General features: G+C 72.0%; 22 protein-coding genes and 2 pseudogenes. 13 read left to right on the top strand and 11 right to left on the bottom strand.

The annotated features are described in order from the left end of the window. Positions 1 to 211: 211 nt before the first annotated feature. Complete coding sequence (locus tag ACL02U_RS02260; RefSeq protein ID WP_412788860.1) at positions 212 to 922, bottom strand: hypothetical protein; 711 nt, start codon at positions 920 to 922, stop codon at positions 212 to 214. 5 nt (positions 923 to 927) lie between these two features. Further along, on the bottom strand, positions 928 to 1,632 hold the full coding sequence (locus ACL02U_RS02255; RefSeq protein WP_412788859.1) for a hypothetical protein: 705 nt from the start codon (positions 1,630 to 1,632) through the stop codon (positions 928 to 930). A 930-nt stretch (positions 1,633 to 2,562) separates the two neighbouring features. Here ACL02U_RS02255 and ACL02U_RS02250 point away from each other — a divergent pair. Continuing rightward, the gene (locus ACL02U_RS02250) at positions 2,563 to 3,543 is read left to right on the top strand and encodes a peptidoglycan-binding domain-containing protein (protein WP_412788858.1); all 981 of its coding nucleotides are present in this window, start codon (positions 2,563 to 2,565) and stop codon (positions 3,541 to 3,543) included. Positions 3,544 to 3,597: 54 nt separating this feature from the next. Here the strand turns inward: ACL02U_RS02250 and ACL02U_RS02245 are convergent, their stop codons facing one another. Together ACL02U_RS02245 and ACL02U_RS02240 are read right to left on the bottom strand one after the other, a co-directional pair. Then, positions 3,598 to 4,272: an HAD-IA family hydrolase gene (locus ACL02U_RS02245; protein ID WP_412788857.1), complete on the bottom strand. Its 675-nt coding sequence runs from the start codon at positions 4,270 to 4,272 to the stop codon at positions 3,598 to 3,600. 158 nt (positions 4,273 to 4,430) lie between these two features. Continuing rightward, positions 4,431 to 5,012, bottom strand: a complete 582-nt coding sequence (locus tag ACL02U_RS02240) for a TMEM165/GDT1 family protein (RefSeq protein ID WP_412788856.1) — start codon at positions 5,010 to 5,012, stop codon at positions 4,431 to 4,433. 380 nt (positions 5,013 to 5,392) lie between these two features. Between ACL02U_RS02240 and ACL02U_RS02235 the strand changes: the two are divergent. Next, positions 5,393 to 5,773: pseudogene (locus ACL02U_RS02235) on the top strand (hypothetical protein); the annotation flags it as partial. A gap of 260 nt (positions 5,774 to 6,033) precedes the next feature. After that, positions 6,034 to 6,510: a hypothetical protein gene (locus ACL02U_RS02230; protein ID WP_412788855.1), complete on the top strand. Its 477-nt coding sequence runs from the start codon at positions 6,034 to 6,036 to the stop codon at positions 6,508 to 6,510. Positions 6,511 to 6,529: 19 nt separating this feature from the next. Here ACL02U_RS02230 and ACL02U_RS02225 read toward each other — a convergent pair whose 3' ends face one another. Genes ACL02U_RS02225 through ACL02U_RS02210 form a run of 4 tightly spaced genes read right to left on the bottom strand, consistent with a single transcriptional unit; the run spans position 6,530 to position 11,546 of the window. After that, positions 6,530 to 7,672 (bottom strand): DUF6183 family protein, encoded by a 1,143-nt coding sequence (locus tag ACL02U_RS02225; protein WP_412788854.1) that lies wholly within the window; start codon positions 7,670 to 7,672, stop codon positions 6,530 to 6,532. A 52-nt stretch (positions 7,673 to 7,724) separates the two neighbouring features. Continuing rightward, on the bottom strand, positions 7,725 to 8,132 hold the full coding sequence (locus ACL02U_RS02220; protein WP_412788853.1) for a DUF6262 family protein: 408 nt from the start codon (positions 8,130 to 8,132) through the stop codon (positions 7,725 to 7,727). Beyond that, a complete protein-coding gene (locus tag ACL02U_RS02215; protein ID WP_412788852.1) occupies positions 8,129 to 10,381 on the bottom strand; it encodes a tyrosine-type recombinase/integrase in 2,253 nt (750 codons plus the stop codon). The genes ACL02U_RS02220 and ACL02U_RS02215 overlap by 4 nt, the downstream gene beginning before the upstream one ends. Next, entirely contained in the window at positions 10,371 to 11,546 is a 1,176-nt protein-coding gene (locus ACL02U_RS02210; protein WP_412788851.1) for a tyrosine-type recombinase/integrase, read from the bottom strand. The genes ACL02U_RS02215 and ACL02U_RS02210 overlap by 11 nt, the downstream gene beginning before the upstream one ends. 132 nt (positions 11,547 to 11,678) lie before the next feature. On the opposite strand from ACL02U_RS02210, the pseudogene ACL02U_RS02205 reads away from it, so the two are divergent. The 4 genes and pseudogenes from ACL02U_RS02205 to ACL02U_RS02190 form a co-directional block, all read left to right on the top strand. After that, positions 11,679 to 11,960 (top strand): annotated as a pseudogene (locus ACL02U_RS02205) (HNH endonuclease family protein); the annotation flags it as partial. 148 nt (positions 11,961 to 12,108) lie between these two features. Beyond that, positions 12,109 to 13,788, top strand: coding sequence for an alkaline phosphatase D family protein (locus ACL02U_RS02200; RefSeq protein ID WP_412788850.1), 1,680 nt, complete (start codon positions 12,109 to 12,111; stop codon positions 13,786 to 13,788). 144 nt (positions 13,789 to 13,932) lie between these two features. Further along, positions 13,933 to 14,571: a DedA family protein gene (locus tag ACL02U_RS02195; protein ID WP_412788849.1), complete on the top strand. Its 639-nt coding sequence runs from the start codon at positions 13,933 to 13,935 to the stop codon at positions 14,569 to 14,571. 141 nt (positions 14,572 to 14,712) lie between these two features. Continuing rightward, positions 14,713 to 15,696 carry a GNAT family N-acetyltransferase gene (locus tag ACL02U_RS02190; protein ID WP_412788848.1) on the top strand — a complete coding sequence of 328 codons (984 nt, stop codon included), beginning with the start codon at positions 14,713 to 14,715 and terminating at the stop codon, positions 15,694 to 15,696. A gap of 90 nt (positions 15,697 to 15,786) precedes the next feature. Here ACL02U_RS02190 and ACL02U_RS02185 read toward each other — a convergent pair whose 3' ends face one another. Next, positions 15,787 to 16,026, bottom strand: coding sequence for a DUF2277 domain-containing protein (locus tag ACL02U_RS02185; protein ID WP_412788847.1), 240 nt, complete (start codon positions 16,024 to 16,026; stop codon positions 15,787 to 15,789). Between the two features lie 253 nt (positions 16,027 to 16,279). After that, positions 16,280 to 16,606, bottom strand: a complete 327-nt coding sequence (locus tag ACL02U_RS02180; protein WP_412788846.1) for a plasmid stabilization protein — start codon at positions 16,604 to 16,606, stop codon at positions 16,280 to 16,282. Positions 16,607 to 16,964: 358 nt separating this feature from the next. Here ACL02U_RS02180 and ACL02U_RS02175 point away from each other — a divergent pair, with 358 nt between their 5' ends. From ACL02U_RS02175 to ACL02U_RS02160, 4 genes are all read left to right on the top strand, one after another. After that, on the top strand, positions 16,965 to 20,048 hold the full coding sequence (locus tag ACL02U_RS02175) for an FAD-binding and (Fe-S)-binding domain-containing protein (RefSeq protein WP_412788845.1): 3,084 nt from the start codon (positions 16,965 to 16,967) through the stop codon (positions 20,046 to 20,048). 46 nt (positions 20,049 to 20,094) lie between these two features. Beyond that, positions 20,095 to 21,918, top strand: coding sequence for a thiamine pyrophosphate-requiring protein (locus tag ACL02U_RS02170; RefSeq protein WP_412788844.1), 1,824 nt, complete (start codon positions 20,095 to 20,097; stop codon positions 21,916 to 21,918). Next, positions 21,915 to 23,021, top strand: a complete 1,107-nt coding sequence (locus tag ACL02U_RS02165) for an enolase C-terminal domain-like protein (RefSeq protein WP_412788843.1) — start codon at positions 21,915 to 21,917, stop codon at positions 23,019 to 23,021. Before ACL02U_RS02170 ends, ACL02U_RS02165 begins: the two co-directional genes overlap by 4 nt. A 98-nt stretch (positions 23,022 to 23,119) precedes the next feature. Next, positions 23,120 to 24,136, top strand: a complete 1,017-nt coding sequence (locus tag ACL02U_RS02160) for an SDR family oxidoreductase (protein WP_412788842.1) — start codon at positions 23,120 to 23,122, stop codon at positions 24,134 to 24,136. Between the two features lie 46 nt (positions 24,137 to 24,182). Here the strand turns inward: ACL02U_RS02160 and ACL02U_RS02155 are convergent, their stop codons facing one another. After that, the gene (locus ACL02U_RS02155) at positions 24,183 to 24,350 is read right to left on the bottom strand and encodes a transposase (protein ID WP_412788841.1); all 168 of its coding nucleotides are present in this window, start codon (positions 24,348 to 24,350) and stop codon (positions 24,183 to 24,185) included. 110 nt (positions 24,351 to 24,460) lie between these two features. Between ACL02U_RS02155 and ACL02U_RS02150 the strand changes: the two genes are divergently transcribed. Beyond that, entirely contained in the window at positions 24,461 to 24,787 is a 327-nt protein-coding gene (locus tag ACL02U_RS02150; RefSeq protein ID WP_412788840.1) for a hypothetical protein, read from the top strand. A gap of 396 nt (positions 24,788 to 25,183) precedes the next feature. Further along, complete coding sequence (locus ACL02U_RS02145; protein WP_412788839.1) at positions 25,184 to 26,578, top strand: DUF1214 domain-containing protein; 1,395 nt, start codon at positions 25,184 to 25,186, stop codon at positions 26,576 to 26,578. Positions 26,579 to 26,770: the final 192 nt, after the last annotated feature.

Below are 26,770 nucleotides of genomic sequence, written 5' to 3'. Positions count from 1 at the left end.
GATCCGACCGGCTCCGGCCGGAAGCCGCCCGGGGCCGGCCCAGCAGCCCGGCCCGGCCCCGCAACCCGGATCCGACCTGGGCGCGGAGCCCGGATCCGACCTGGGCGCGGAGCCCGGATCCGACCTGGGCGCGGATCGGAAGCGGGTGCGTATCGGAAGCGGATGCGGACGGGCGGCGGTCCCGGCACCCCGGGTGGAGGGGTCGTGCGGCTCAGCCGCGCAGCAGGCGGTGTGCCAGGTCGCGGTAGTCCCGCAACGCCAGCCGGAGCTGCTCGGTGTCGGCGGAGCCGTCGCCTTCGCCCTCCGCGGTCTCCCAGGACGCGCGCAGACCGCTCCGGCGCCGGTTCACCGCCTCCGTGAAGCGGGCGGCGACGTCCTCCAGCACCCGGTCGGCCTCCTCGACGGACTCCCTGGGGGCGTCGACGAATCCGGAGAGCACCCGGGTCAACTCCCGGCCCAGCCGGTCGGACTCCTCGCGGGCCAGCAGCGGAGCCTCTTCGGGGGGCGCCGCCTGCCGGTCCGGGCGGTCCTTGGACTCCGCTCGGTCCGTCGCCGCCGCGCCGGTACGCTCCGCAGGGCCCGGGCCGGACGGCGTGCGGGCATCCGGATCGCCGGAGTGCGGGGGGCCCGCGTCCGGCGTGCCGACCGTTCCGGATGCGGAGGCGGCACCGGCGGCGGGGGCCGTGCCCTCCGCGGTTCCCGAGGCGACCGCTTCCCGGGGCTTCTCCGCGTCCCCGGGCTCCTCCACGTCCCGGGGCCTCTCCGTCGCCGGCGGCCGCTCCAGCGTGCGTGTCCCGTCCGCCGCGGGTGCGCCCGCCGGGGCCGTGTCCGCGGCGCTCTCACCGCGCACGTCCGGGGCCCGGTCACCGTTCGGTGCGGGCGGGACGGAGGCCGGGGGTGGTGTGGTCCGAGGCTTCGGCATGGGTGTCAGCTCCCCTTCGCGTGCCGGCGGGTGAGTGCCCACGGCAACCGGTCCGCAAGCGCGGCCGGCTTCGTCCGTTCGGCCTGCTCTGCTTCGCCCCGGTCGGGGGTGGCCGCCCCGGCTTCCGCGGAGGCGCGGTGCGGGCCGGCCTGCCGCTCCTCACGGGTCAGGTCCTCGAAGAGTGCCCGCCCCTCGATCACGGCTTCGCGCAACTGCTCGGTGCCCGGGCTGCCTTCCTGCCGTGCGGCGTCGCCCCGGGCGAGGCGGTGCACCGTGCGGTAGCCGTGCACGTGCTCGGCGTGGTGCACGGAGAGTGCGGCGAGCCGGTCCTCGTGGTCCTCGCCGCCCGGGAAACCGCGCGCCTCGCTCACCTCGGCGATCAGCCGGTCGGCTTCGGCCACGGCTTCCTGCGGTGCGTCGACGAACCGTTCCTGTGCCGCGGTCCAGCGGGCGGCGTACCGTTCGCGCGCGGCGGGCCCCAACGGAGCACGGTGGAGGTCGCCGTAGCGCCGGACGCGCTCGCCGAGTTCCCGTTCGGCGGCCTCGACGTCCCCGCCGTGCCGGGCCACCGCCCGGTCGTACTCGGGGCCGAAGCGCTTCTTCAGGCCGCGCCCGCCGTGCCGTCCGCGGTTCCGCACGGTCGGGGCGGCCAGGGCGGCGGCAACGGCCACCGCGATCACGATCACAGCGATGATCAGGCCTGAGGTCATGGTTGCCTTTCCGTGTGTCGGCTCCGGTGGACTCCGGGGCCGGTCCCGCTTCGGGTTGCCCGCCGCCGACCGCGCAAACGGCCCCACCCGCGTGCCGCTGACGTTCCGTCACGGAGCGCGGGCACGCCGGGGGCCTGTCCACCGCGCATGTGAGGCCCCTCCCGGAAGCCGGGGTTCCGGGGGTTCCGGCCGACGGATGCGCAGAAGGTCTGCATAATCTCTGGAGTTCGCATGGGGAGGGACGGACGAGTGGACCAGTACGGCGCCGGAAGCGGCGGGCGGCAGTGCCCGGAGTGCGGCGCGCCCGGAGCGGCCGGCAACGAGCCCTCCTGCGGCTGCGCACTGCGGGTGTCCGACACCCCGCACCATGCACGTGCGGCGGAGCCGCCAGCGACGGAGGAGTTCAACCCGCTGCGCATACGGCCCTACGTCGCGCTGGACGGCGGCAACGGTGCGGACGGGCGCCGTGCGTTCGCGCCGGAGAGCGGGCCGGCGCCCGGGGCGGAGAACGGCCCGGAGACCGGTCGGCAGAGCAGGTCGGAGAACGGCCCGGAGAGCGGGGCCGGCGGGCCTGCAGGGCCGCCGGAGGCGGACGGCGGGGTCCCGCGGGCCGGGTCGCAGGGCGCGGCGGGGGTCGAGGTCACGCACCCCGGGACCCGCCACGGGGCAGGGCCCGGAAACTCCCGCACGCCGCACCCCGGCTCCCGTGTCCCGCCCGAGTCGGGAGATCCGGGAGATCCGGGCGCCCCGGGCGCCCCGGGAACGGGCCCGCGGACCGCCGCACCGAACGCCGCCGCACCGGACACCGTCGCACCCGCCGCAACAGCCGCTCCGGGGCCCGCGGTCCACGGCACCGCCACTGCGGACGGGCGCCCCGCTCCGGACGGCGGGGCGGGCGGGGCACGGGGCGCGTCGCCCGCGGAGGAGACCATGCCGCTGCGGGCGGTCACCGAGGAGACCGTCGTACTGGGGGCGGTCACCGAGGAGACCGTCGTACTGGGGGCGATCGGGCCGGACACCGGCGGGAGCGGCGCACCGGCGCACGGTGCACCGGCCGCCGCCGCAGCGCCGGCGCGCGCGACACCGGCCGCCGACCCGGCGCCGGCGCCCGCGGCGCCCGGTGCCGCGGGCTCGGCGCTGACGGCCCCGCTGGCCCCTCCGACGACCCGTCCGAGCGATACCGACCTGGACCTGTTCCAGGCCGAGGGGGCGGGCTTCGCGGCCGGCCCGGTCTCCGGTCCGCACGGTGGCCCGCGGGGGCGGGCGCGGGCACGCCGCCGCCGCAGCCGTACGGTCCTGCTCGGCGCGGCCGGTGCCGCGGCCGGAGTGGTCGCCGTGGCGGGGCTGACGACCGGGCTGTTCTCGTACGCGACGCCGTCGCGGGAGGTCGCGTCGCCGGAGGACGTGCGGGTGGCCGTGCCGGACGCCTCGACGACCGGGGCCGAGACGTCGCCCGAGGCCGCCGCGCCCTCCTCCGCGCGGCCCTCCTCGGCATCCGCCTCGCCCTCGGCGAGCGCCGACGCGTCGCCCTCCTCCTCCCCCTCGGCGTCACCGTCGCCGTCGCCGTCCCGGTCCAGCGCGGCACCGAGCCCGTCCCGCACGGCGCAGCCCGGCCCGACGCCGGCGACCTCGGCTCCGGCCCCGCCGCCGGGGCCGACCGCCACCGCGCAGGACACGGACTCCGCCGCTCCGGTGCTGCGCCGCGGTGACCACGGGCCGGAGGTCGTCGAGCTGCAACTGCGCCTGCACCAGCTGTGGCTCTACAACGGGGACGCCAACGGCAACTTCAACGCGCAGGTCGAGAACGCCCTGCGCAGCTACCAGTGGGCGCGTGGGACCCAGTCCGACGGCCTGGGCGTGTACGGGCCGCGGACACGCCGGATGCTGGAGTCGGAGACCCGGGAGCCCTGAGGGTCGGGCGGCCGGCCGTCCGGCCCTCGGGGCTCCGCTTCACGGCGGTGGGGCTCAGGCGAGGTGCAGCCGGATCGCGCCGTCGCCGTCGGCGGACACCCGCACCCCGGTCAGGTCGCGGAGCCAGACGTCGGGTCCGGGTCCGTGGATCCCGGCGCGCGGGCCCACGCCCACGACGCGCATCCCGGCGGCCCGCCCCGCCGCGATACCGGCGCCGGAGTCCTCGAAGACGACGCACTCGGCGGCGGGGACGCCCAGCTCGGCGGCGCCCTTGAGGAAGCCCTCCGGGTCGGGCTTGCTCGCTCCCACCGACTCGGCGGTCACCCGCACGTCGGGCAGCGGCAGTCCCGCGGCCGCCATCCGTGCGGTGGAGAGGGCGACGTCGGCGGAGGTGACCAGCGCGTGCGGCACCCCGGTCAGCGCGGCGAGGAAGTCCGGTGCGCCGGGCACGGGGACGACGCCGTCCATGTCGGCGGTCTCCTCCGCGAGCAGGCGCGCGTTCTCGGCCAGGTTCTGCTCCAGGGTGCGGTGGGGCAGCAGCACCGCCATCGTCGCGTAGCCCTGCCGCCCGTGGACGACCTTCAGCACCTCGTCGCCGTCCAGGCCGTGCCGGTCCGCCCAGCGCCGCCAGACGCGCTCCACGACGACGTCCGAGTTGACCAGGGTGCCGTCCATGTCGAGCAGGAGGGCGCGGGCGGTGAGCACGGCGGGTGTGGCGGTGGCCGTCATCGGCAGCAGCTCCAAGCAGGTGGGTGCGGTCCCGTGGGGCAAGGTGGCCCCGTCCGCCGGTCAGGGGGAACGGACAGGGACCACTTTGTTTCAATACGATACAAAACAATTCCGGCATCCCGCCACCGCACCCCGGGAGCGCGCGCCCGGCCCCGCGGTCAGCGGGCCACCGACTCCACCAGACTCCACACTCCGAGGCCGAGCATCAGCAGCGCCGCGATCTTCGTGACGAGCGCCAGCGGCACCCGCCTCATCAGCGCCTTCCCGCCGACGATGCCGAGCCCGGCCACCGACCACAGGGCGAGCACCGCGCCGAGACCGACGGAGAACGGCGCGTCGTAGCGGGCCGCCATGTTGGCCGTCATGATCTGGGTGAGGTCGCCGAACTCGGCGACCAGGATGAGCATGAAGCCGGCTCCGGCGACCGGCCAGAAGGACTGGTCCCGCGGCTTGCGGACCTCTTCCCCGTCCTCGCCCTTCCGCAGCAGCAGCACCGCGGCACCGCCCAGGAAGAGCACTCCGGTGAGCGCGTGCACGAGGCGCTGCGGCAGCAGCGTCAGCACGCTGCCGGCCGCCACCGCCAGCACGACGTGCAGCGCGAAGGCGGCGGCGACGCCGGCGAAGACGTACGAGGCGCGGTAGCGGGTGCCGAGCACGAGTCCGGCGAGCGCGGTCTTGTCCGGGAGCTCGGCGAGGAAGACGACGCCGAAGACGAGCGCCGTCACGGTGATGCTGATCAAGGTTCCTCAATCGGTCGGGGCCGCCCCGCCGAGAGTGCCGAACCCTTCGCTCACGACACCTCGGCACGGCAGCGCACTCGACGCCCGCGCCGTGCGGCGCGGGCGTGCACTGCTTGCCGAAGGTCTCGCTGGCGCGGCCCGCCCCGCGGCGGAACGCGCTCCGGGCGCCGGCTCAGGCTGGCTGAGCAGTATGTCGACGGTCCGGCGAAGAGCTACTCCCCTTCCGGGCCGATGATACGGGACGGGAAGTTCAGCCGTGAACCTTGTCGTGTCATGCACCCGTCATTAAGGTGCCACCGCGCGCACCCCCGTTCGCCACACAGCAGGACGAGCATTCCCCCGCTCGCAGTTCAACACCCCCACACCTCGATGGAGTTGACATGTCGAAGCGCTACGCGCGTCGACCGCTGGGCGTCCTCGCGGCGCTCACCGGGCTCATAGCATCCGCCGCCCTGTTCTCCGCCCCCACCGCCTCCGCCGCCCTCCCCACCCCGATCAGCGCCTCCACCGCCCGCACCTACCTGTCCCGGCTCACGGTGGCCGCCGAGAACCACGCCGGCTACGACCGCGACCTGTTCCCGCACTGGATCACCATCAGCGGCACCTGCAACACCCGCGAGACGGTCCTCAAGCGCGACGGCTCCGGAGTGGTCACGAACTCCTCCTGCTACCCCACCAGCGGCCGCTGGTACTCCCCCTACGACGGCGCCACCTGGTACGCGGCCTCGGACGTGGACATCGACCACCTGGTATCCGTAGCCGTGACGATCTGAATCAGCATTTTTGCAGTTCAAAACGTCGGCGCCATGCCGCTGACAACTGGCGGCTGCGAGATGATCAGCGCATGAGTTTCCGGGTGTATGCCAGGCACGTTCGTGACCGTGATCTCCCTTTCGGCAGGCGCCACCGAGCTCTGAGGAACGCCGTGAGCTGCTACTGCCCACTTGGATTTCACGGAACGTGGTCATACCTGAGCACGACGGGTGACCTCAGGAACGACGAGACGGCACTGCTTCACACGTTGGAGAAGCTGGAGGCCAGCCGCAGGGTGTGGCTGCAGGAGATGGCGTCCTTCGCAGATCGCCGCCGCGTCGAGAAGGCTCTGCACCGCAGAGCTCCCCGCCAGGCGGAGGTGCGATACCTGCTCGGGTGGAGGTGGCCCGGCCCCGACGGCAAGCAGGCGATGCTCGGCGAGGTCGGACGGCTCTGGGCTACCCATCGCCGATCCCCTTTTCCCGACGTTCCAGCCGGCAGCAAGGGGGACCTGGTCGAGCTGGACACGTGGCTGGCCGGCTGCGTCTCCACCTATCTCGCGAATGACGGGGATCTTGACCGGGGTCGACAGTACGTCATGACGAAGTGCCTGCCGAAGCTGCGCCGGTGCGTTGCCCAGCTGGGCCATCCGTGGGTCTTCCCCGAGGCGTTTGCATACTTCCGCCTCCTGCTGAAGATGGCCGAGCTGATCCACAACGACAAAGCCCGGGAGGGCGGCGGGTGATCCGAGCTCCTCAGCTGGATCAGTCCGTGTCCGTGGCTGCCAGCACAGCGATGCGCCGAGCCCCCGGGACGACGGAGACCAGCCCTATGTCCCACGCCACGCGTTCGAACCACTTCGTGGCGGCCCCGAAGCTGTACCAGTCGCATTCCTGGATGTATCGCTCCACTTCACCGACCGGCGCTGTCGTGGATGCTCCGGACAGGGCAGTGAGGGAACGCCAGGCGGCCAGTCGCCCGTAAGCGCCGTAGACGCCGTTGTTGTACGCACCACCGGTCGATGCCGCCGCGAAAAGCATGCGCCAGGCGTGTTCCGGGCGACAGACGGAGAGAGCGAAGCGATTACGCGGACCGACACCACTCAGGCACTCCAGCCCCAGTGCCGCCAACAGGCCCGGAAGAATCTCCGCCTCAACCGGCTCCGCCAGCTCGTACGTCCCGGCCTCGCTGCGGCCGTTGGACTCCTCCGCCCAGTTGGCCACCGCTGCGGCAGCGGCCGCGCTGAACCCTTCCGTCGTTGTCTCGGTCGCTTGCGGCAGGGACGTAGAGCCGCCCAGGGCGACACCGGGGCCGTCCTGTGGCCCGTAAGGCATCGAATAACTGGCCCCACCCACTGAGTAGCTCGGGAGAGGCGGCGTCTCCTCGATCACCGACAGCTCCAGCGGCAGCCACGCGAACGGATGATGACTCCAGTGCGGTGACGTCGCCCATGCCTCGATCGCCGGCGACTCCGCGATCGTGACGCTCCTGAGCACCAGCTCCTGCACGAGGCAGGCCCGAAGCTCCTCGGAGGCTGCCGCGCGCGAACTGCCGCCCGCGAAGGGAATGGCCAGGTCCTTCGCGTTCTGGCCGTCGGCGAGAAGGGAAGCCGCGTAGCGGGCCATCTTCCGATTGCCCGGCGAGGTGGCCGACACGAGCCGCAACGCCTGCTCGACGCACTCCTGACCAGAGGTCGTGGTCAGGAGGCGGAGGAGACGGTCGAAAACACTGCGGTACTGCCAGACCTGAGCGGCGGAGGAACCGTATCGGTCGGCCAAGGCGATGCCGAGATCGGCCACGAACGCCACATCGCCTTGATCAAGCCGTCGCTCAGCCATGTCCCACACCTTGGTCACGCTCTTCAGGTCGGGCAGTCGCGTCACGATCTTCTGTATCCGGTCGCTCACGCCGTGAGCCTATGGGAGGGGTAGCCGGAGGGGCAGGCCCTTTTCTGCGGCCTCAATCGACCTCGTAGCGAGCCAGGCGCCTGCGCAGCTCGAGGTTCTCACCTTGCGCGATCTCGAGCGCCTGGCGGAGTCTCGCCACCTCCTCGCGGTGATCCTCCTGCTGCCGCGTGAGGCGGGCACTCAGTGCCCTCACCGCGGCGGAGGTCGACGGGTCGCCCGGCGGTTCTGCAGGCGCTGCCGGCACGGGCCCGCTCCTGGCGCGGTGGCGTTCGATCCGGGTGCGCAGTTCCGGGTACCGGTAGAGGAAGTCGGTGCTCACCCCGGCCTGGCGAGCCACGGCAGTGAAGCTGATGGGCTTGCCCCCCTTGGCCAGCTCGGCAAGCGCGGCGCGGGCCCGCTTCTCGGCTTCCTCGGTACGGGCGCGGGTGGCCTGGCGAAGGTGCTCCGGCATGGGCGTCATACGGTCGGCTCCTGTCGTCGCATGGTGGACCGTGGTTCGGGGCGGTCGACCACTCCTGCCCCGCGCACCGCCCTCAGCTGTCCGTCCTCTCGGACCTTGACCTGGTCCAAAGCGACGAGAACCTTGTTCAGAGCGCGGGTTTCGGCGAGGCGGCCGGCGAGCCAGATATTGTCCTCGCCCATCGGTTCACCGTGGCGGGCGGTGAACTGCGCCTGGCGGCGTGCGATCAGTGCTTCGGTCTGGCCGAGCTGGTGCTGAAGCTCGTCGCGGTGGCTGGCGTCGGTGACGAACTTGTCGCAGGTGAGACAGGCGTTGCCCTTGGAGCAGACCTGTCTGGGCGGGAGCATGCACCAGCCGTTGGGCAGGACGCGGTCGGCGCGTTGATCCAGGTGGAGTAGGTCGTAGAGGTCGCTCGGGTTCACCTCGGCAGTCCGGCCGTCGGCCGTCACCTTCTTGTAGCGGAGGAACTCGCGCTCGGCCGTCACGGCCAAGGTCTTGGCGTAGTGCATGGTCATGGACGGAGTGACGTGTCCCAGGTAGCGCATGACGACGTGGATCGGGACCCCGGCGTTCATCAGGTCGGTTGCTCGCGTGTGCCGGAAGGTGTGGGTCCTGGAGATCTTGACGGGGCGGCCGACGCTGTCGCTGATCGACAGAGTCTTGGTCAGCGCGCCGAGTCGGGCGTGGAAGGTTGCCGAGGCGTAGGGCCTCATGCCGAGCGGGTTGTTCCGGGTCTGCAGGAACAAGTAGCGGGGGGTCGTTCCCTCCGGTGCACCCTGGGCTGCGATGAACTCACGAGCCCACTCCTGCTGGCGGCGGATGATGTCGACGATCTCCTCGTCGACCGGGATCGTCGGCGGATCCCCGCCGGTGATCTTCGTCTGCTGGTAGGCGAGCCGGGCCACGAAACCGTCCGGCTCCTTGTCCTCCTGCTTGCTCGTTGTCAGGAGCGGCAGCAACGGTTCGAAGTCCATCATCAGAACCTCGTTCATGCGTCGGCCGGTCCGGATCAGCAGCATGAGCGCGTGGAACGCCTGTCGGTCGTCGAGCCCGCCCTCGGACTTGGGAGTAGCAAGTGTTCCGGAGCCAGCGGCGATCTTGCTGATCACCTCGTCCTCCAGAGCCATGTCTTCCGGTGGCTGGTTGGTGAGCCGCGGCTTGTCCTCCAGCCGGAACAGCACGCAGTGGTGCGCACCGAGGGCACCCCAGCGTCGGTCACCGAGCACCGAGACCGCCTCGGCGCGGTTGTCGTACATCCAGCGGTAGAACGCCTCGATGGTCACCAGTGTGCTGCGGCGAGTGTTCTTGGACAGCTTGCCGCCCTTGTTCGGCCCGCTCATCACCGTGTGGCTGTTGAGGGAGTCCACGAAGCCGCGTAGCCAGGGCCTCAGTTGCTCGGGAAGACCCACGAGTTGAGGACCCGAGCAGCCGACCTGGTCGATGTACCACTGGAGCCACTTCAGGTGGTCGAGGCGACTCTTCACCGACGACCAGACGTACCGCTCCGTCGTAAGCTGCACCGACAGCCACCATTTCGCGGCCTCACGGAGCCAATTTGTCGTGAGTTGACTGAAGTTGGCTACGGACCGGCCCCAGGGCTCGTGCTCGCGCTGCGGGATGCGCCGGTCGAGGCCGGGGTTCCACACGTCCAACTGCCACCACTCGCCTTCGTGGTAGGCGTGGGCCAAGCGGTCCTGGAGGTGCTTGACGCTGTGCAGCACATGCGTGACAAGCCTCCTGTTCCTCGCCGAACCGTTCCGCGTGACCGCCCCCTGCACTTCGCGTGCCCAGTCCTCGTGGGAGAGCGCTGTCAGCGACCTCGCGGAGCGTGCCTGCGGTCCGCCGTGCTCGATCGCAAGAACGAGTCCCCGCCTGAGTTCCTGGAACCGCTCGGGAGTGATGGCGTAGCCCTCGGCCACTTGCTGATGAATGCACCAGGCCAGCTCCCAGATCATGGGATCGGGGAGGCCGTGGAAGCTGATCGCCTGGGTGAACCAGCCCTTCTCGCGGTTGATGGTCTGCCGCCGGAAGGCCCGGCCGTAGTCGTCGGGCATGTTGGTCGAGTCGAAGTGGTCCTGCCTGTGCTCCTCCGGCATGCTGTCCCACAACAGCTTCGCCTTCTCCTCGCTGAAGAGCCGGGCCACAGACAGACGTGGGTCGCGCTTGTCCTGCCGCTTGCGTTCCGGCGTGCGTGGGGCCGGGACCGGCGCTGCGTCGGCCACGGCTCGGACGACCGGCTCAGACTTCATGGCGGCTCCCCCAGGTCTGCGTGATCTTCTGCCAGTCCGCGCACGCGCGCAGTTCGGCGTCCTCGGTCACGTGGGCATAAGTGTTGATCGTGGTCTGGATGTCCGCGTGGCCGAGTCTCCGGCTGACCACGTGCATCGGCACGCCGGACAGCAGCAGGGCTGTGGCGTGGGTGTGCCGGTACCAGTGCGGTGTCATGTCCGGCGGCAGACCGGGTACGTCCTTCTTCCGCGCGGCCAGGTGCTTGTAGACGCTCTCCGGCCGGAGCGGGGCAAAACTGCGCCCACGGTGGACGTTGCAGAAGATGTACGCGTTGTCCCAGTCGTCCAGCTCGACATCGGCGCCTGCCTCGCACAGCGCCCAGACCCAGTCCCCGTACAGACGGTCCAGGGCGGAACCGACGAAGACGCGACGGTGGCCGCTCTTGGCGCGCAGGCCGTGCGGGTGGTCCTCGCGATGGACGACCTCGACCTGCGCGGTCGTGCCCGTGCCGGTCTTCCAGTCGCGGTGTCGCAGGCCGAGCGCCTCGCCGAGCCTCAGCCCGGTCTCCTCCAGCAGCGCCCAGAGCAGGCGATACCGCAGCTCGCCCGACCAGACCGCACCCGCGGGGTCCCAGGACGCCTCCGCGTCGCGGATCGCCGCCATCTGATCGGGCAGCAGCACCGGCAGCGGTTTCGCCCGTACACGGACCTTGACCACGCTCGAACGGCGTCCGGTCCTGCGCGCCACGTGCTCCAGAAACGGCAGATAGCTGCCCGGCCTGGTCTGCACCGTCTCGTACAACCGGCCCGCGACCTCGACTCCGCGCGCGGCGTGGTAGCGGTAGAACCCCATGACCGCGCGGGCCCGGCTCGCCACGGTCGCATCGGCCGCCTTCCTCCCGTCATGGAGCGGCACCACATCCTCAGCCACGCTCCCTCTACGCAACTGCCCTACGAAGGTGCCGAGTTCACTCACCCCGACCGTGTCCCACGACTGTGCCCGCCGTTCCAGGAACGTCCACCACAGGGCAAGTCCCCGTGCATAACTCTTGATGGTGTTCGGGGAGCAGTCCCTCGATCTCAGGTACTCCAGGTACTGCTCCACCGGCACCGCGACACGGTAGTCGTCATCGAGAACCGTCCACGTGACGCCTTCGCCCGCGGCCACCCGTTGCGTACTCGCCACCGCACCCCCTCAGTCATCGCTGTCAGCGGCACCTAACCGCTGTACCGGATAACGCACCGCTCACAGGGAGGACACGGCCCGCAACACTCGTGTCCCAGATGTCAGCGGCACCGCATGGCGAGGTACGGATAACACCTGGTCCCGCTCTCGGAAGCCTGGGACTCCGGCGCGAGCCACTGGACCACGTCCGAACGCCGGGCCTTCGCCAACGACCTCACCCGCCCGCAGCTCATCGCCGTCACGGACAACGTCAACCAGGCCAAGGGCGACAAGGACCCGGCCGAGTGGATGCCCTCGCGCAGCGCCTACCGCTGCACCTACGTGCGCGCCTGGGTGCAGGTGAAGTACTACTACGACCTCTCGGTCGACTCCGCGGAGAAGTCCGCGCTCAGCTCGTACCTGTCCGCCTGCTGACCCGGCCGCCGGGCGGCGGTCCGCCGACCGCCCCTCCCCCGCTCCCGCCCCGTTCCGTACCGTACGGGGCGGGAGCGAGGACGTGGCGAGAGGGCCGGGACGCCCGTGCGAAGCGGGCCGCCGGCCACCGGGAGGGACGGTCGATCGCATGGCGGAACTGCTGCTGGGACCACTGCTGAGATACGCCGGCGGCACGGCCGCCACCGTCTGGGTCGAGGCGAGCCGGCCCTGCACCGCCGAGGTGCGCTGCGCCGACGGCTCCGGCGGCACGGCCGCCACCTTCCAGGTGGCGGGCCACCACTACGCCCTGGTGCCGGTGACCGGGCTCACCCCCGGCGAGGCGACCGCCTACGAGGTGCTGCTCGACGGCGCCCGGGTCTGGCCGCTGCCGGACTCGCCGTTCCCGCCCTCCACGATCCGCACCCCGCCCGAGGGCGGAGCCCTGCGCATCGCCTTCGGCTCCTGCCGCTGGGCCGCCCGGCCCGCGGGCGGAAGGGACCCGGTCGGCCCGGACGCCCTGTGCGGACTGGCCGCCCGCGTCGCCGCCGACCCGGGCGGACGACCCGACGTCCTGCTGCTGCTCGGCGACCAGGTGTACGCGGACGAGACCTCCGAGGCGACGCGGCGGCGGCTGGCCGCCCGCCGCGACCCGCACGACGCCCCGGGCGGCGAGGTCGCGGACTACGAGGAGTACACCTGGCTGTACCGCGAGTCCTGGCTGGACTCGGAGGTGCGCTGGCTGCTCTCCACCGTGCCGAGCTGCATGATCTTCGACGACCATGACGTGATCGACGACTGGAACACCTCCGGCGCCTGGCTCGCCGACATGCGCGCGACCCACTGGTGGCGGGAACGGCTGCTGGGCGGCCTGATGTCGTACTGGGTGCACCAGCACCTCGGCAACCTCTCCCCGGCCGCACTGGCCGTCGACCCGCTCTACGCCGCCGTGCGGGACACCCCCGACGCCACGGACGTGCTGCGCGCCTTCGCCGCCGGGGCCGACGCCGAACCGGCCGCCGCGCGCTGGAGCTACCGGCGCGACCTCGGCCGGGTGCGGCTGCTGATGGTGGACAGCAGGGCCGCGCGGGTTCTGGACGAGAAGCAGCGCGCGATGCTCGCCCCCACCGAGGAGAAGTGGCTGCGCGAGCAGGCGCTGGCGGAACCCGGCTCCTTCGACCACCTCCTCGTCGGCACCTCGCTGCCCTGGCTGCTGCCGCGGCTGGTGCACGACACCGAGGCCTGGGCCACGGCACTCTGCCGGGGCGGGAAGGGCGCCCGGTGGGCACGGTTCGGGGAGCGCCTGAGGCGGCGGGCCGACCTGGAGCACTGGGCGGCCTTCCCGGAGTCCTTCACCGCACTCACCGAGCTGCTCGCCGAGGCCGGTTCGGGACCGGAGGCGCCGGCGACGGTCTCCGTACTCTCGGGTGACGTGCACCACGGTTACGCGGCCGAGCCCTCCTGGCCGAGCGGCCGGACACCCGAGGCCCGGGTGACACAACTCACCTGCTCACCGCTGCACAACTCGGTGCCGCTGTCGATCCGGCTGGCCTTCCGCTGCGGCTGGGGCACGGCCGCGCGGACACTGGGCAGGCTCCTCGCCCGGCACGCCCGCTGCCCCCGCCCGCCGGTGAACTGGCGCAGGACTGGTGGGCCGTGGTTCGGCAACCTCCTCATGACGCTGACGGTGCACGGCCGTTCGGCGGTCCTCCGGCTGGAGCGGGCACGCGCGGACGGCACGCTGCGCACCGTGACGGACCTCGAGCTGACCGGCGCGGACGGAGGACCCGGGCGGCGAGCGGCCGGGCGCGGTGCGGCGGCAGCCGGGTGAACTTCCGATACCGATCCCCCGCGTCCCCCGTGACCCTTCCGTCACTGTGCACGCGTACGCTGTATCGCTGTCATCGGCCGCCCTGCCGCTTCCCGCGACGCCGCGGCCCGGGCCGGCCCGCGGGGGAGCGATGGGGAGTCAGCAGTGCTGGAGAGTGTGGAGCAGGTCGGATCGCTGACCGCCAGTCCGTGGATCTACGTGCTGGTGGCCGGCTCGGTCCTGCTCGACGTGTTCCTGCCGCTGCTGCCGAGCGGTGTCCTGGTGATCACCGCGGCCACCGCGGCGGCCGCGGGTTCCGGCGCCGCGGGCGGTGAGGTGCCCCGCCAGGTCCCCGACATCCTGTTCCTGATCCTGTCCGCCGCCACCGCCTCCGTGCTCGGCGACGTCGCGGTGTACCGGCTGGCCTGGCGCGGCGGGGACAGGCTGGACCGCGCGCTCGCCCGCTCCCGCAGGCTGCGCGGCGCGCAGGAACGTCTCGGCTCGGCGCTGGCCCGAGGAGGGGGCACACTGGTCATCCTCGCCCGCTTCGCCCCGGCGGGCCGCTCCGTGGTCTCCCTCGGCGCGGGCGCCGCCCACCGCCGCGCCCGCGACTTCGTGCCCTGGTCCGCCCTGGCCGGCCTGTCCTGGGCCGCCTACAGCACCGCCCTGGGCTACTTCGGGGCGAGCTGGCTCGGGACCCGCTGGCTGGGGACGCTGGTGTCGCTCGCCGCGCTGTTCGGCGCCGGAGCGGGCGCGGCCTACCTGGTACGGCGCAGGCCCGCGGAGGCGGGCGCCCAGGCCTGACCGGCCGCGGCGCGGGCCGGCAGGCCGCCTGTCCGTCCCCACCCGGGCACGCGGCGAACGCGTCCGGCTCGTGAACGGCCGCGGACGACCGCCGCGGGAATACGGTGGCGGAACTGCCGCGAAGTCCGAGATCATCCGGGCATGTCGGATCGCACCGCAGGACAGGACCTTCCGGTCGGCTTCGAGTTCCGGCCGTACCGCGGCGACGAGGACCACGAGGCCATGGCCGCGCTGCGGCGGGGTTGTGCCGAACAGGACCGGGTCGACGCCCATTCTGTGGTGGAAGGGCTCCCGACAGCGGCCGAGATCGCCGAAGCCTCCGCCAAGTCGGAGGAGCCGTCCCGGAACCAGATCCTGGTGGTGCGCGACGGGAGCGTCGTCGGCTACGCGACGATCCGGTGGTGGCAGGAGCGGGACGGTACCCGGCTGTACCTGCACCGCGGCTACCTCTTGCCCGAGCACCGTCGCCAGGGCATCGGCTCAGCGATGCTGAGCTGGGCCGAAAGGCGGATCCGCCGGCTCGTCACCCAGCACGGAACGTCGCGGACGGCGGTGATCGGCGCGAACGCGGCGGCCTCCGAGCAGGACGCCACGGCACTTCTGCGCGCAGCCGGCTACCGGCGTGTCTTCAGCCTGGTCGAGCTGGAGCTGGGCGATCTGCGGCAGGTGCCGGAGCCGGGAGGGGAACTGCCGGCCGGGATACGGACGGGGCCGATCGGGACAAGCCACTACCGTGCCGCCTGGCGGACGGTCGTCGATTCGTATGCGGACACCCGCTTCACTCAGAGATGGCCTTTCCAGGACTTCGTCGACACCGCCGACCCGGCGTGCTGGAGGGCTGCCTGGAACGGGCCGGACATGGTCGGCGTCGCCCTCTGCTCCCTGCGCCGTCACGACCGCACCGTGGGCGAGGTGGAAGAGCTGAGTGTCCGGGCGGACCGGCGTCGCCTCGGAATCGGCCGGGTCCTGCTGCTGGACGGTCTGCGGAGCCTTCGCGAGCACGGTGCGACGACCGCCCGGCTGTTCACGGGCACGGCGAATCCGCACCGGTCCTACGACCTCTACGAGAGCGTGGGGTTCCGGCGACGGAACGAGCACGTCCGTTACCGCAAGCCGCTTGCCTGAGGAGGTCGGCCTCGCCGAGTCCGGCGAGGCCGGGGCGCCCGACGCGTTGACGCCGTGGCGGGTTTCCGGCGCATCCGGGTCATGCCCCTCCTACTCCCGCCCGGTCGGCGGCCGCCCGGCGGCGCCGCGCACCTCAAGGCTGTCCAGCAGTTCGGCCGTGGCCTGAGCCACCGCGTCCACGGCGCGGTCGAACGCCTCCCGGTTGTGCGCGGCCGGCGCCCGGAACCCGGACACCTTCCGCACGTACTGGAGGGCGGCTGCCCTGATGTCGTCCTCGGTGGCCTCCTCGGGCAGAGCGGGCGGTCGCAGGGTCTTGATGCTCCGGCACATGCCCCCAGTCTCCCGCCCGCGGGGGAACAACACCCGGCCTTCCCCGGATTGCACCGGCCATGACCGCCGTGGAGATCACCTACGTCGGCGACCCCACCGCCCTGCTCGCCCTCGGCGGCCTGCGGCTGCTCGCCGACCCGGCCTTCGACCCGCCGGGGACCGACCCCGTCGGCTCCCGCGCTGGTCACGACGGACCGGTCCCGTCAGCCCGGGGCTGCGCATCCGGTCCACCTCGGGGTGCATCAGCCTCACCTCAACGGCCGAGGGCGTTCTGCAGCTGCTTCTTGGTCATCGAGGAGCGGCCCTCGATGTTGCGCTTCCTCGCCTCCTCGTAAAGCTGGTCCCTGGTCGGTCCCTCCGCACCGCTGTGCGAGCGCTGCCCGCCGCGCTGGGATGCCGACTTCGGGTCACGGGTCGAGGTCCTGCTCGCGGTCTTCGACTCGCCCGACCTGGCACGTTCCTTGTTGACCGTGCGTGCCGCGATCTCCTCGGCCCGCTTCGTCGACTCACCACGATCCAGAGCACTCTTCTTCACGTGTTCGTACTGGCGCTCCCGCTTGGGACTCGATCCAGCCGGCATGACGCCTCTCCTCTCTCGTGCGGACCGTGTGCCGCTCGACGAGTTCCCCCGAGGAGACGGCCGAAGCGCCCGTCCGGGATCCGGCACCCCCACGGAGTCGGCTCTCTGCGGGGACGACGGCGAGCGGCTGCGTGGCCCGGTCCGTGACCGCGACCTGGTGGTACGCGCGGTGGCCGCAGGCGGCGACCCGAACAGCACGACCGTGGCCGACGCGTGCAGCGACGATCTCGTCACGTCGGGCCCCGATGGAGATCGACTTCGCCCTCCTCTGAGGACCGGGAAATCAACACTCTTGCAGTGCTCGACCTCGGGTACCCGGCAGCAGCGGACGGTCCACGGCTCCGGAAGGCGGGCACCGATGACACCGATGACACCGACCACACCCACCCCTTTCGATGTCTCCGGGAAGGCCGTGGCGGAGCTGGAGTCGGCTCTGTGCGAGTCGGTGGACGGCGAGATCAGATTCGACGCGGGCAGCAGGGGCGCCTACGCCACCGACGGCTCCAACTACCGGCAGCCGCCGATCGGGGTCGTGGTGCCCCGTACGGTGGAAGCCGCGGTGGAGGCGGTGCGGGTGTGCGCCCGGTTCGGTGCCCCGGTCCTGTCACGGGGTGGCGGGACCAGCCTCGCCGGACAGTCGACGAACACGGCCGTGGTGATCGACTGGAGCAAGTACTGCCACCGGCTCGTCGCCGTCGATCCCGACGCCCGGACCTGTGTGGTCGAGCCGGGCATCGTGCTGGACGTGCTCAACCGGCGGCTGGCCGGCCACCGGCTGCAGTTCGGCCCGAAGCCGTCGACGCACAGCCACTGCGCCCTGGGCGGCATGATCGGCAACAACTCGTGCGGCGCGTCCGCACAGGCGTACGGCAAGACCGTCGACAACGTGCGCCGCCTGGAGGTGGTCACCTACGACGGCGCCCGGATGTGGGTCGGGCCGACGTCGAAGGCCGAGCGGGCGCGGATCGCGGCGGAGGGCGGCCGCCGCGCCGAGCTGTACGCCGGCCTGGACCGTGTCGTCACCGAGTACCTGGCCGACATCCGCCGCGGCTACCCGAAGATCCCGCGCCGGGTCTCCGGCTACAACCTCGACTCGCTGCTGCCGGAGAACGGCTTCGACGTGGCGCGGGCGCTGGTCGGCAGCGAGGGAACCCTGGTGACCGTGCTGCACGCCGAGGTCGACCTGGTGCCGGTGCCCGCGTACCAGTCGCTGCTGGTACTCGGCTACGACGACATCTGCGCGGCCGCCGACGACGTCCCCCACCTCCTGGAGCACTGCGACCCCGGCCAACTGGAAGCGCTCGACGGGCGCATGGCCCAGCTGATGCGCGAAGAGCACGCCTACCAGGCGTCTCTGAACGCCCTGCCGGAGGGCGACAGCTGGCTGATGCTCCAGTTCGGCGGCGACAGCCAGGACGACGTCGACGAGCAGGCGCACTCCCTGTTGCACGCCCTCGGCCGGACCGAGAAGGACGGCGATGTCGCCTTCTCGGACGACCCGGAGCGCGAGCAGCGGATGCTCAGGGCGCGCGAGGCCGGGCTCGGCGTCACCGCCCGGCCACCCGACGACCGGGAGACGTGGGAGGGCTGGGAGGACTCGGCCGTCCCACCCGAGCGGCTCGGCGACTATCTGCGGGACCTGAAGGACCTGTTCGGGGAGTTCGGCTACGACCACCCGTCGCTGTACGGGCACTTCGGGCAGGGATGTGTCCACACGCGTATCCCGTTCGGGCTGCGCACCGCCGAAGGCGTGGCCGACTTCCGGCGCTTCCTGGAGCGGGCCGCCGATCTCGTCGTCTCCTACGGCGGCTCCCTGTCCGGCGAGCACGGAGACGGCCAGTCGCGGGGAGAGCTGCTCACCCGGATGTTCGGTGAGCGGCTGGTGGCCGCGTTCGGCGAGCTGAAGGCGCTGTTCGACCCGGGCAGCCGGATGAACCCCGGCAAGGTCGTCCGCCCCAACCCGGTCGACGGGCAGCTGCGCCTCGGCTCCTCCTGGCGTCCGAAGACCCCCGAGGCGCACTTCGGCTTCCCGCAGGACGACCGTTCCTTCAACCGGGCGGTGATGCGCTGCGTGGGAATCGGCAACTGCCGCAGCCACTCCGGCGGCGTCATGTGCCCTTCCTACCGGGCCACCCGGGAGGAGGAGCACTCCACCCGCGGCCGGGCGCGGCTGCTGTTCGAGATGCTCGACGGCCACGCCGACTCGGCCGTCACCGACGGCTGGCGCTCGACCGAGGTGCGCGACGCGCTCGATCTGTGCCTGGCCTGCAAGGGATGCAAGTCGGACTGCCCGACCGGCGTCGACATGGCCACGCTCAAGGCGGAGTTCCTCGCCCATCACTACGAGGGTCGGCTGCGCCCCGCCGCCCACTATGCGATGGGCTGGCTGCCGGTGTGGGCGCGTCTGTCTCGTGTTGCTCCCGGACTGGTCGACAGCGTCCTGCACGCGCCCGGTCTGGGACGGGCGGGCAAGCGGCTGGCCGGCGTGGACGAGGCCCGGCAGCCACCCGTGTTCGCCCGGCAGTCCTTCCTCCAGTGGTGGCACCGGCGCCGCGCCGGGGATCCCGATCCGGCCGATCCGCGCACCGTCGTGCTGTGGCCCGACACCTTCAGCACCTACTTCCACCCCTCCGTCGCCCTCTCGGCCGTACGGGTCCTGGAGGAGGCCGGCTTCCGCGTCGCCGTGCCGGACCAGCCGGTGTGCTGCGGTCTGACCTGGATCTCCACCGGTCAGCTGCCGCGTGCGCAGAAAGTGCTGCGGCACACGCTCGGCGTGCTGCGGCCGTATCTGGAGGCGGGGACCCCGGTCATCGGCCTCGAACCCTCCTGCACGGCCGTCTTCCGCTCCGACACCCTCGAGTTGATGCCCGACGACCAGGACGTGCAGCGGCTGGCCGGGCAGGTCCGCACCTTCGCCGAGCAGCTCGTGCACCACGCGCCCGAGGACTGGCGACCACCGCGGCTGCACCGGCGGGCGACCGTGCAGACGCACTGCCATCAGCACGCGATCATGAAGTTCGGCGCCGACCGCGAACTGATGCGCCGCGCCGGTCTCGACGCCGACGTCCTCGACGAGGGCTGCTGCGGCCTGGCCGGCAACTTCGGCTTCGAACGCGACCACCACGAGGTCTCCATGGCCGTCGCGGAACTGGGCGTCCTGCCCGCCGTACGCCGGGCACCAGCGGACGGTCTGGTGCTCGCCGACGGTTTCAGCTGCCGTACCCAGATCGAACACGGCGACACCGGCCGACGGGCTCTCCACCTGGCCGAAGCCCTGGCCCTCGGGCTGGAAGGCGCCCTCCCGGACGAACACCCCGAGCGGCTCGCCGTACGCCCCGACCCGCCCTCCCGCACGTCCCGGTGGGCCGTCACCGCGGGCGCTACCGCCCTCACGGCGGTAGCCGGCCGAGCCGCCGTGCACGCGCTGCGCCGGCACTCCTAGCCCCTCCACCAGTCCCTCCGCACACCTACGAGAAAGGTCTTCGAACATGTCGCAGAAGGTCTCCGACCACATTCTCGAGCGCCTGCGCGAGTGGGGGGTGGAGCGTGTCTTCGCCTACCCCGGCGACGGCATCAACGGGCTGCTGGCCGCCTGGGGCCGCGCCGACGACCGTCCTCGGTTCATCCAGTCCCGCCACGAGGAGATGTCGGCCTTCGAGGCCGTCGGCTACGCGAAGTTCTCCGGCCGGGTCGGGGTGTGCGCAGCCACGTCCGGCCCCGGCGCCATCCACCTCCTCAACGGTCTGTACGACGCCAAGCTCGACCACGTGCCCGTCGTCGCGATCCTCGGACAGACCGACCGCAGCGCCATGGGCGGCTCCTACCAGCAGGAGGTCGATCTGATGAGCCTGTACAAGGACGTCGCCTCCGACTTCTGCGAGACGGTCACGGTCCCCGAGCAACTGCCCAACGTGCTGGACCGGGCGATGCGCACCGCCCTCGCCCGCCGCTCGGTCACCGCGGTGATCATTCCCGCCGACGTGCAGGAACTGGACTACTCGCCCCCCGGGCACGCCTTCAAGATGGTCCCCTCCAGCCTCGGCGTGCCGCAGTACGCGCCGGTGCCCGGCGACGAGGACCTCGCTCGGGCCGCCGAGGTGCTCAACGCCGGCGAGAAGGTGGCGATCCTGGTCGGGCAGGGCGCCCGCGGAGCCCGTCAGGAGGTCATGGCCGTCGCCGACCGGCTCGGTGCCGGTGTGGCCAAGGCGCTGCTGGGCAAGGACGCCCTCGACGACGACCTGCCGTATGTCACCGGCTCCGTCGGACTGCTCGGCACCCGGCCCTCCTACGAGCTGATGACCGGCTGCGACACCCTGCTCGTCATCGGCTCCTCCTTCCCCTACACCCAGTTCCTGCCCGATTTCGAACAGGCACGTGCGGTGCAGATCGACATCGACCCGCGCATGGTCGGCCTGCGCTACCCCTTCGAGGTCAACCTGGTCGGCGACGCCCGCGAGACCCTGACCCGGCTGCTGCCACTGCTCGACACGGCGAAGCACCACAGCTGGCGCGAGCAGATCGAGAAGAACACCGCCCGCTGGTGGGAGGTCATGCAGCGGCGGGCCGCGGTCGACGCCGACCCGCTCAACCCCGAGTACGTCGTCCACGCGCTCGACGACCTGCTGCCGGAGAACGTGATCCTTTCCGCCGACTCAGGCTCGGCCGCCAACTGGTACGCCCGCCATCTGCGGCTGCGAGGCGCCATGCGCGGTTCGTTGTCCGGCACGCTCGCCACGATGGGACCCGGCGTACCGTACGCGATCGGCGCCAAGTTCGCGCACGGCGACCGCCCGGCCGTCGCGCTCGTCGGCGACGGGGCGATGCAGATGAACGGTATGGCCGAGCTGATCACCGCCGTGAAGTACTACCGGGAATGGGAGGACCCCCGGCTGATCGTGGCGGTGCTGAACAACCAGGATCTCAACCAGGTGACCTGGGAGATGCGGGCCATGGAGGGCGCCCCGCAGTTTCTGCCCTCCCAGTCGATCCCCGAGGTCGCCTACGCCGACTTCGCCCGCCTGGTCGGCCTGGAGGGCATCCGGATCGAAAAGCCGGCCGATGTCGTGGGCGCCTGGGAGGCCGCGCTGGCCGCCGACCGGCCCTGCGTCCTGGACTTCGCGACCGACCCCGCCGTACCGCCGATCCCGCCGCACGCCACCCTCGACCAGATCGAGGCCGCGGCCTCGTCGATCCTCAAGGGCGACAGCGACCGCGCGGACATGGTCCGCCAGGGCTTCAGGGCCAAGGTGCAGGAGTTCCTGCCCGGCCACCGTCGTCGTGAGGACCGGCCCGGCGCGCAGGACGAATCGTGAGCGACACCCCTGTCGTGGATCGCGTGGAGACCTCCGTCTTCGCCGTTCCCACGGATGTGCCCGAGGCTGACGGCACGCTCTCCTGGGACACGACCACCGCGGTCGTGGTCACCGTCGGTTGTGCGGACCTCACCGGCCTCGGCTACACCTACGCGCCCGCGGCGACGGCCCGAGTCGTCGACGGCCTCCTCGCCTCCGTGGTCACCGGCTCCCCGGCGCTCGACGTGCCGCGCGCGAACGAAGCCATGCAGCGAGCCGTACGCAACGCCGGCCTGCCCGGCATCGCGGCCCAGGCGATATCGGCTGTGGACATCGCGCTGTGGGACTGCAAGGCCCGCCTGCTCGGTCTGCCACTCATGCGCCTGCTGGGCGCGGCCCGCGACGAGGTGCCCGTCTACGGCAGCGGCGGCTTCACCACCTACGACGACGAGCGGCAGGAACGTCAGCTGCGCGGCTGGGTCGAGGAGGACGACGTCCACCGCGTCAAGATCAAGATCGCGGAGTCGTGGGGCGGCCGGGAGGAACACGACCGGCAGCGCGTGGCCCGGGCGCGGTCCGCCATAGGCGATTCCGAGTTGTACGTCGACGCCAACGGCGGCTACGGCGCCAAGCAGGCCGTGCGTGTGGGCCGGGCACTCGCCGACGAGGGCGTGACCTGGTTCGAGGAGCCGGTCTCCTCGGATCACCTGACCACCCTCGCCGCGATCCGCGACCAGGTGCCGCAGGAGGTGGCGGCCGGCGAGTACGGCTACACCCTGCCCTACTTCGAACACATGCTCGCCGCCGGAGCGGTGGACTGCCTCCAGGCCGACATCACCCGGTGCGGCGGCATCACCGTCTGGCTGCGCGCCGCCGCCCTCGCCCAAGCCCGTGGGATCGACATCTCCGGGCACTGCGCCCCGCACGCCCACGCGCACGCCGCCGCAGCGCTGCCCAACCTGCGGCACTTGGAGTGGTTCCACGACCACGTCCGCATCGAACGGATCCTCTTCGACGGCGTCCTCTCCCCCGACGGCGGCACCCTCACCCCCGGCGCCGACGGCGCACCCGGCCTCGGCCTCACCCTCAACGAGAAGCGGGCACGACCCTACCGGGTGGGCTGAGAGCCGAGGGTGGCGCGGAAGGAGAGACGGCACCCCCCGTGAAACACACGCCATCGCGACTCGCCGGCGGCGCAGTTCCGCCGGGAAAGGAGCCGACCATGCGCACCACGCCCGAAACCGTCGTCATCACCGGGGCGAGCGCCGGTATCGGCCGGGCCACCGCCCGCCTCTACGGCCGGCGCGGCGCCAACGTGGTGCTGATCGCCCGCGGCCAGGCCGGCCTGGAGGCCGCCGCGCAGGAGGTGGCATCCCTCGGCGGCCGCCCGCTCGTCCGGATCGTCGACACCGCCGACGCACAACAGGTCGAGGCCGCCGCCGAGGCCGCCGAGCACGCCTTCGGCCCCATCGACGTCTGGATCAACTCCGCTTTCACCAGCGTCTTCGCCCCCTTCGACGAGATGGCCGCCGAGGAGTACGACAGGGTCACCCAGGTGGCCTACCTCGGCTTCGTCAACGGCACCCGAACCGCGCTCATGCGGATGCTGCCCCGTGACCACGGCACCGTCGTGCAGGTCGGCTCGGCGCTCGGCGAGCGGGCGATCCCGCTGCAGTCCGCTTACTGCGGGGCCAAGCACGCCATCAACGGCTTCACCTCCTCGGTGCGCACCGAACTGCTGCACCGCGGCAGCAAGGTGCACATCACCATCGTCCAGATGCCCGCCGTCAACACGCCGCAGTTCTCCTGGGTACGCTCCCGCCTGCCCCGGCACCCGCAGCCCGTCCCCCCGGTGTACCAGCCGGAAGTCGCCGCGCGGGGCGTGCTGCACGCCGCTGACCGTCCGCGCCGCAAGCAGTACTACGTCGGCGCCACGACCACGGCGACGATCTGGGCCAACCGCCTGGCCCCCGCCCTCCTCGACCGCTACCTGGCCCGCACCGGCTACGCCGCCCAGCAGACCGACCGGCAGCCGCCGAGCGGCGAGAACAACCTCTTCGCACCGGTCGACCGGCTCCAGGGCTCCGACCACGGCGCCCACGGCGTCTTCGACAGCACCTCCCGCAGCCGGTCCTTCGAAGCCACCCTGTCCCGTCACCCCGCCGCCTCGGCCCTCGCGGCCGGCACGATCGCGACGGCTGCGGCCGTGCTGAAACGCCGTGCCCGCACCTCGTCATGAGGGCGTCGTTCCTGAGCGAGTTGCTCGGCACGTACTCGCCCGGCGTTCAAGGACCCGCACTCTCGGCTTGGCCGCGGTACCAGCCGCGCGGGGACTCCGAGCTGATCCCGAACTCCCGGGCCACCGCGGTGAGCGTCTTGCCCGAGGAGTCGACGAGCGCAATCGCGTCCCGTCCGAACTCCTCGGTGCACCGCTTCCTGCGCTTGCCTCCCACCTGGCGCCACTTCCTCCGGCACCTCACGACCCAGCCCCCAGGTATCCACGCTCAAGGGGAAGTCCGGAAGCCGCTCGCCCCACTAATTCGAACAGGCGTAGCATTGCGATGTGGCGACGACTCCCCAGTTCCCCAGTGACCTCCGCGCCGGACAGGAGGAGCTGCACCAGGTCCGGGCCGAGCTGTCGGCCCTGCTCAGGCGGCTGCCCTGGTCGGTCGAGCCCTCGGAGGGCTTCCGCGACGACGGCGGCTGGCGCACGGTGGAACGCCCCGCCTCGCCCGGCTGGACCGCCGACGAGCAGGCCGAGGTGGAGAAGCTCCGGGGGCGCGAGCACGAGCTCGCCGTGTTCGTGAGCACCCACCGCTTCTGGGCGGAGGTGGCCGCCCCGGACCGCGTGGCGGCACGCATGCGCCTCAAGCACGCCGGCGAGCCCTGAGCACCGCCTCCCCGCGAACTCTCGGAAGCCGAGCCCGACCGCCCGAGCCCGACCGCCCGAGGTCCCCGACGGAGCCACGCCGAGTGCGGGTGGTTCCAGCCGGTCCCTGATGCTCTTCCGCCGCCCCCGGCACGGGAGACATCTCCTACTGGGAGCGGTCGAGCGGCTGCCGGACCACTGCGAAGCCGTGGCCCCCGCCGGCCGCTTCGCCGCGAACCGACCCGCGAATTTCTGACACGCCGTCAGCATTGGCGCTCCGGTCGGCGCCGCCACCGGCAGACTGTCCCCGCACCCGCCGGTCCGACGTCGGTACCGGTCGCGGACCGGGGCGGGGGCTCGGCCGGACCACCGGTCCGGCGGCCGACTCGGCACTCCCGAAGGGAATTCCGGCAGTCCATGCTGCACCTGACGACGCACACCCGATGGAAATGGCTGACGGCGCTCCTGGCCCTCGGCATGCTGCTCGGCGCCTCCCCTGCGCAGGCGCACGGCCCCCGGCACCAGTCCGACGCCTACTGCGCATCCCGGTCCTACATCGAACGGTTCTACCCGCGCTGGTTCAGCTACCAGCAGACCCGTCTGCTCGGCGAGGGCAACGCGCTCTTCGGGCCCGACCGGGTGACCCCGCTGTACGGCGCGGTCGTCGCGATCAACGTCGACACCCTGTACGCCAGCGCGCTCGTCGAGCCGGCCGACCAGCCGGTGATCCTGACCATCCCGAAGACCTCCGTCTCCTACTCCCTGCTGACCGCGACTCCCTTCGGCGACGTCTTCGACTCCGGCATCCCCGCGGGCCGGGCGGGCACCTACGCGATCACGACACCGGACTGGCACGGCAAGCTGCCCCGCGGAACCACCCGGATCACCGTCCCGTACTCCCAGTCCTACTGGATCTTCCGGGCCGACAAGTACGCCGGCGACGGCCAGGACACGACCGCGGAAGCCGAGAAGTTCCGGCGCAACCTGCACATGGCGACCTTGTCCGACTACCGGACCGCCCCGGAGTCCGGACCCACGAAGATCGTGCCCGAGGCCCTGTTCGCCATCCGGTTCAAGGTGATCGCCGACGGTCTGGTCGACTACCTGCCGATCTCCTTCCTGCGTCAGCTGCAGACCGCCGTGCACGATCCGGGCACGCCCCCGCTGACCCGCGAGGACAGGGCGGCGGCCGCGAGGTTCGACCGGCTCTTCGGCAACGGCAGGAACCTGTCGCCGGAGCAGCGCGACCAGTTCGCCCGCGGCGCCCGGGACGGCCACGCCCGGATCGTCGACAACTACCTCGACCACACCGGTGACACCAACTGGATCAACTTCCGCAACATCGGGAACTGGGCTCCCTCGGCCTACCTGGACCGCTCCTCGATCGCCGAGTTCCTCCAGTGGGGCAACGGCTACCCCACCGCCGCCTACTGGCACGCCTTCAAGGACCGCTCCGGCGCCGCGCTCAACGGGGCCGAGCACGGCTACGTGCTGACCTTCCCGGCCGGTGCGCTCCCGGAGGTCAGCCGATTCTGGTCGCTCACCGCGTACACCCCGGAGGCGATCACCCTCATCCCGAACGAGGCCGACAAGTACGCCGTGGCGAGCTACACCCCGGGACTGGAGTGGAACAAGGACGGATCGCTGTCGATCTACCTGTCCCGCACCCGGCCGCCGGGAGTGAACCCGGCGAACTGGCTGCCTGTCGGCGACGGCCCGTTCAACATCATGCTCCGCGCGTACGGCCCGCAGGGTGCGGCACTGGACGGAAGCTACGTCCCGCCCGCCGTCGACCCGCTTCCGGCCGGCTGATCCGTCCGTCGAACCCGCCCGCCCGGTTTCAGACCGGGCGGGCGGCGGTGTCCTCGGGGGCGAAAGGAGGGTGCGCCACACCTGGTGACCCCGGCGAGGGCACACCGGGGGATGCCGAAAGGCCCCTCCCGGCCCGGGGAGGGGAGTGGAGAGGGCTGATCGTTTCCTCGGGTCGGGTGTGCCGAACGGCGA

Source organism: Streptomyces sp. MS06, from assembly GCF_047200655.1.
GTDB lineage: Bacteria > Actinomycetota > Actinomycetes > Streptomycetales > Streptomycetaceae > Streptomyces.
Note: the sequence above shows the minus strand (reverse complement) of the source record. Positions and strands in the feature narration are given on the sequence as shown.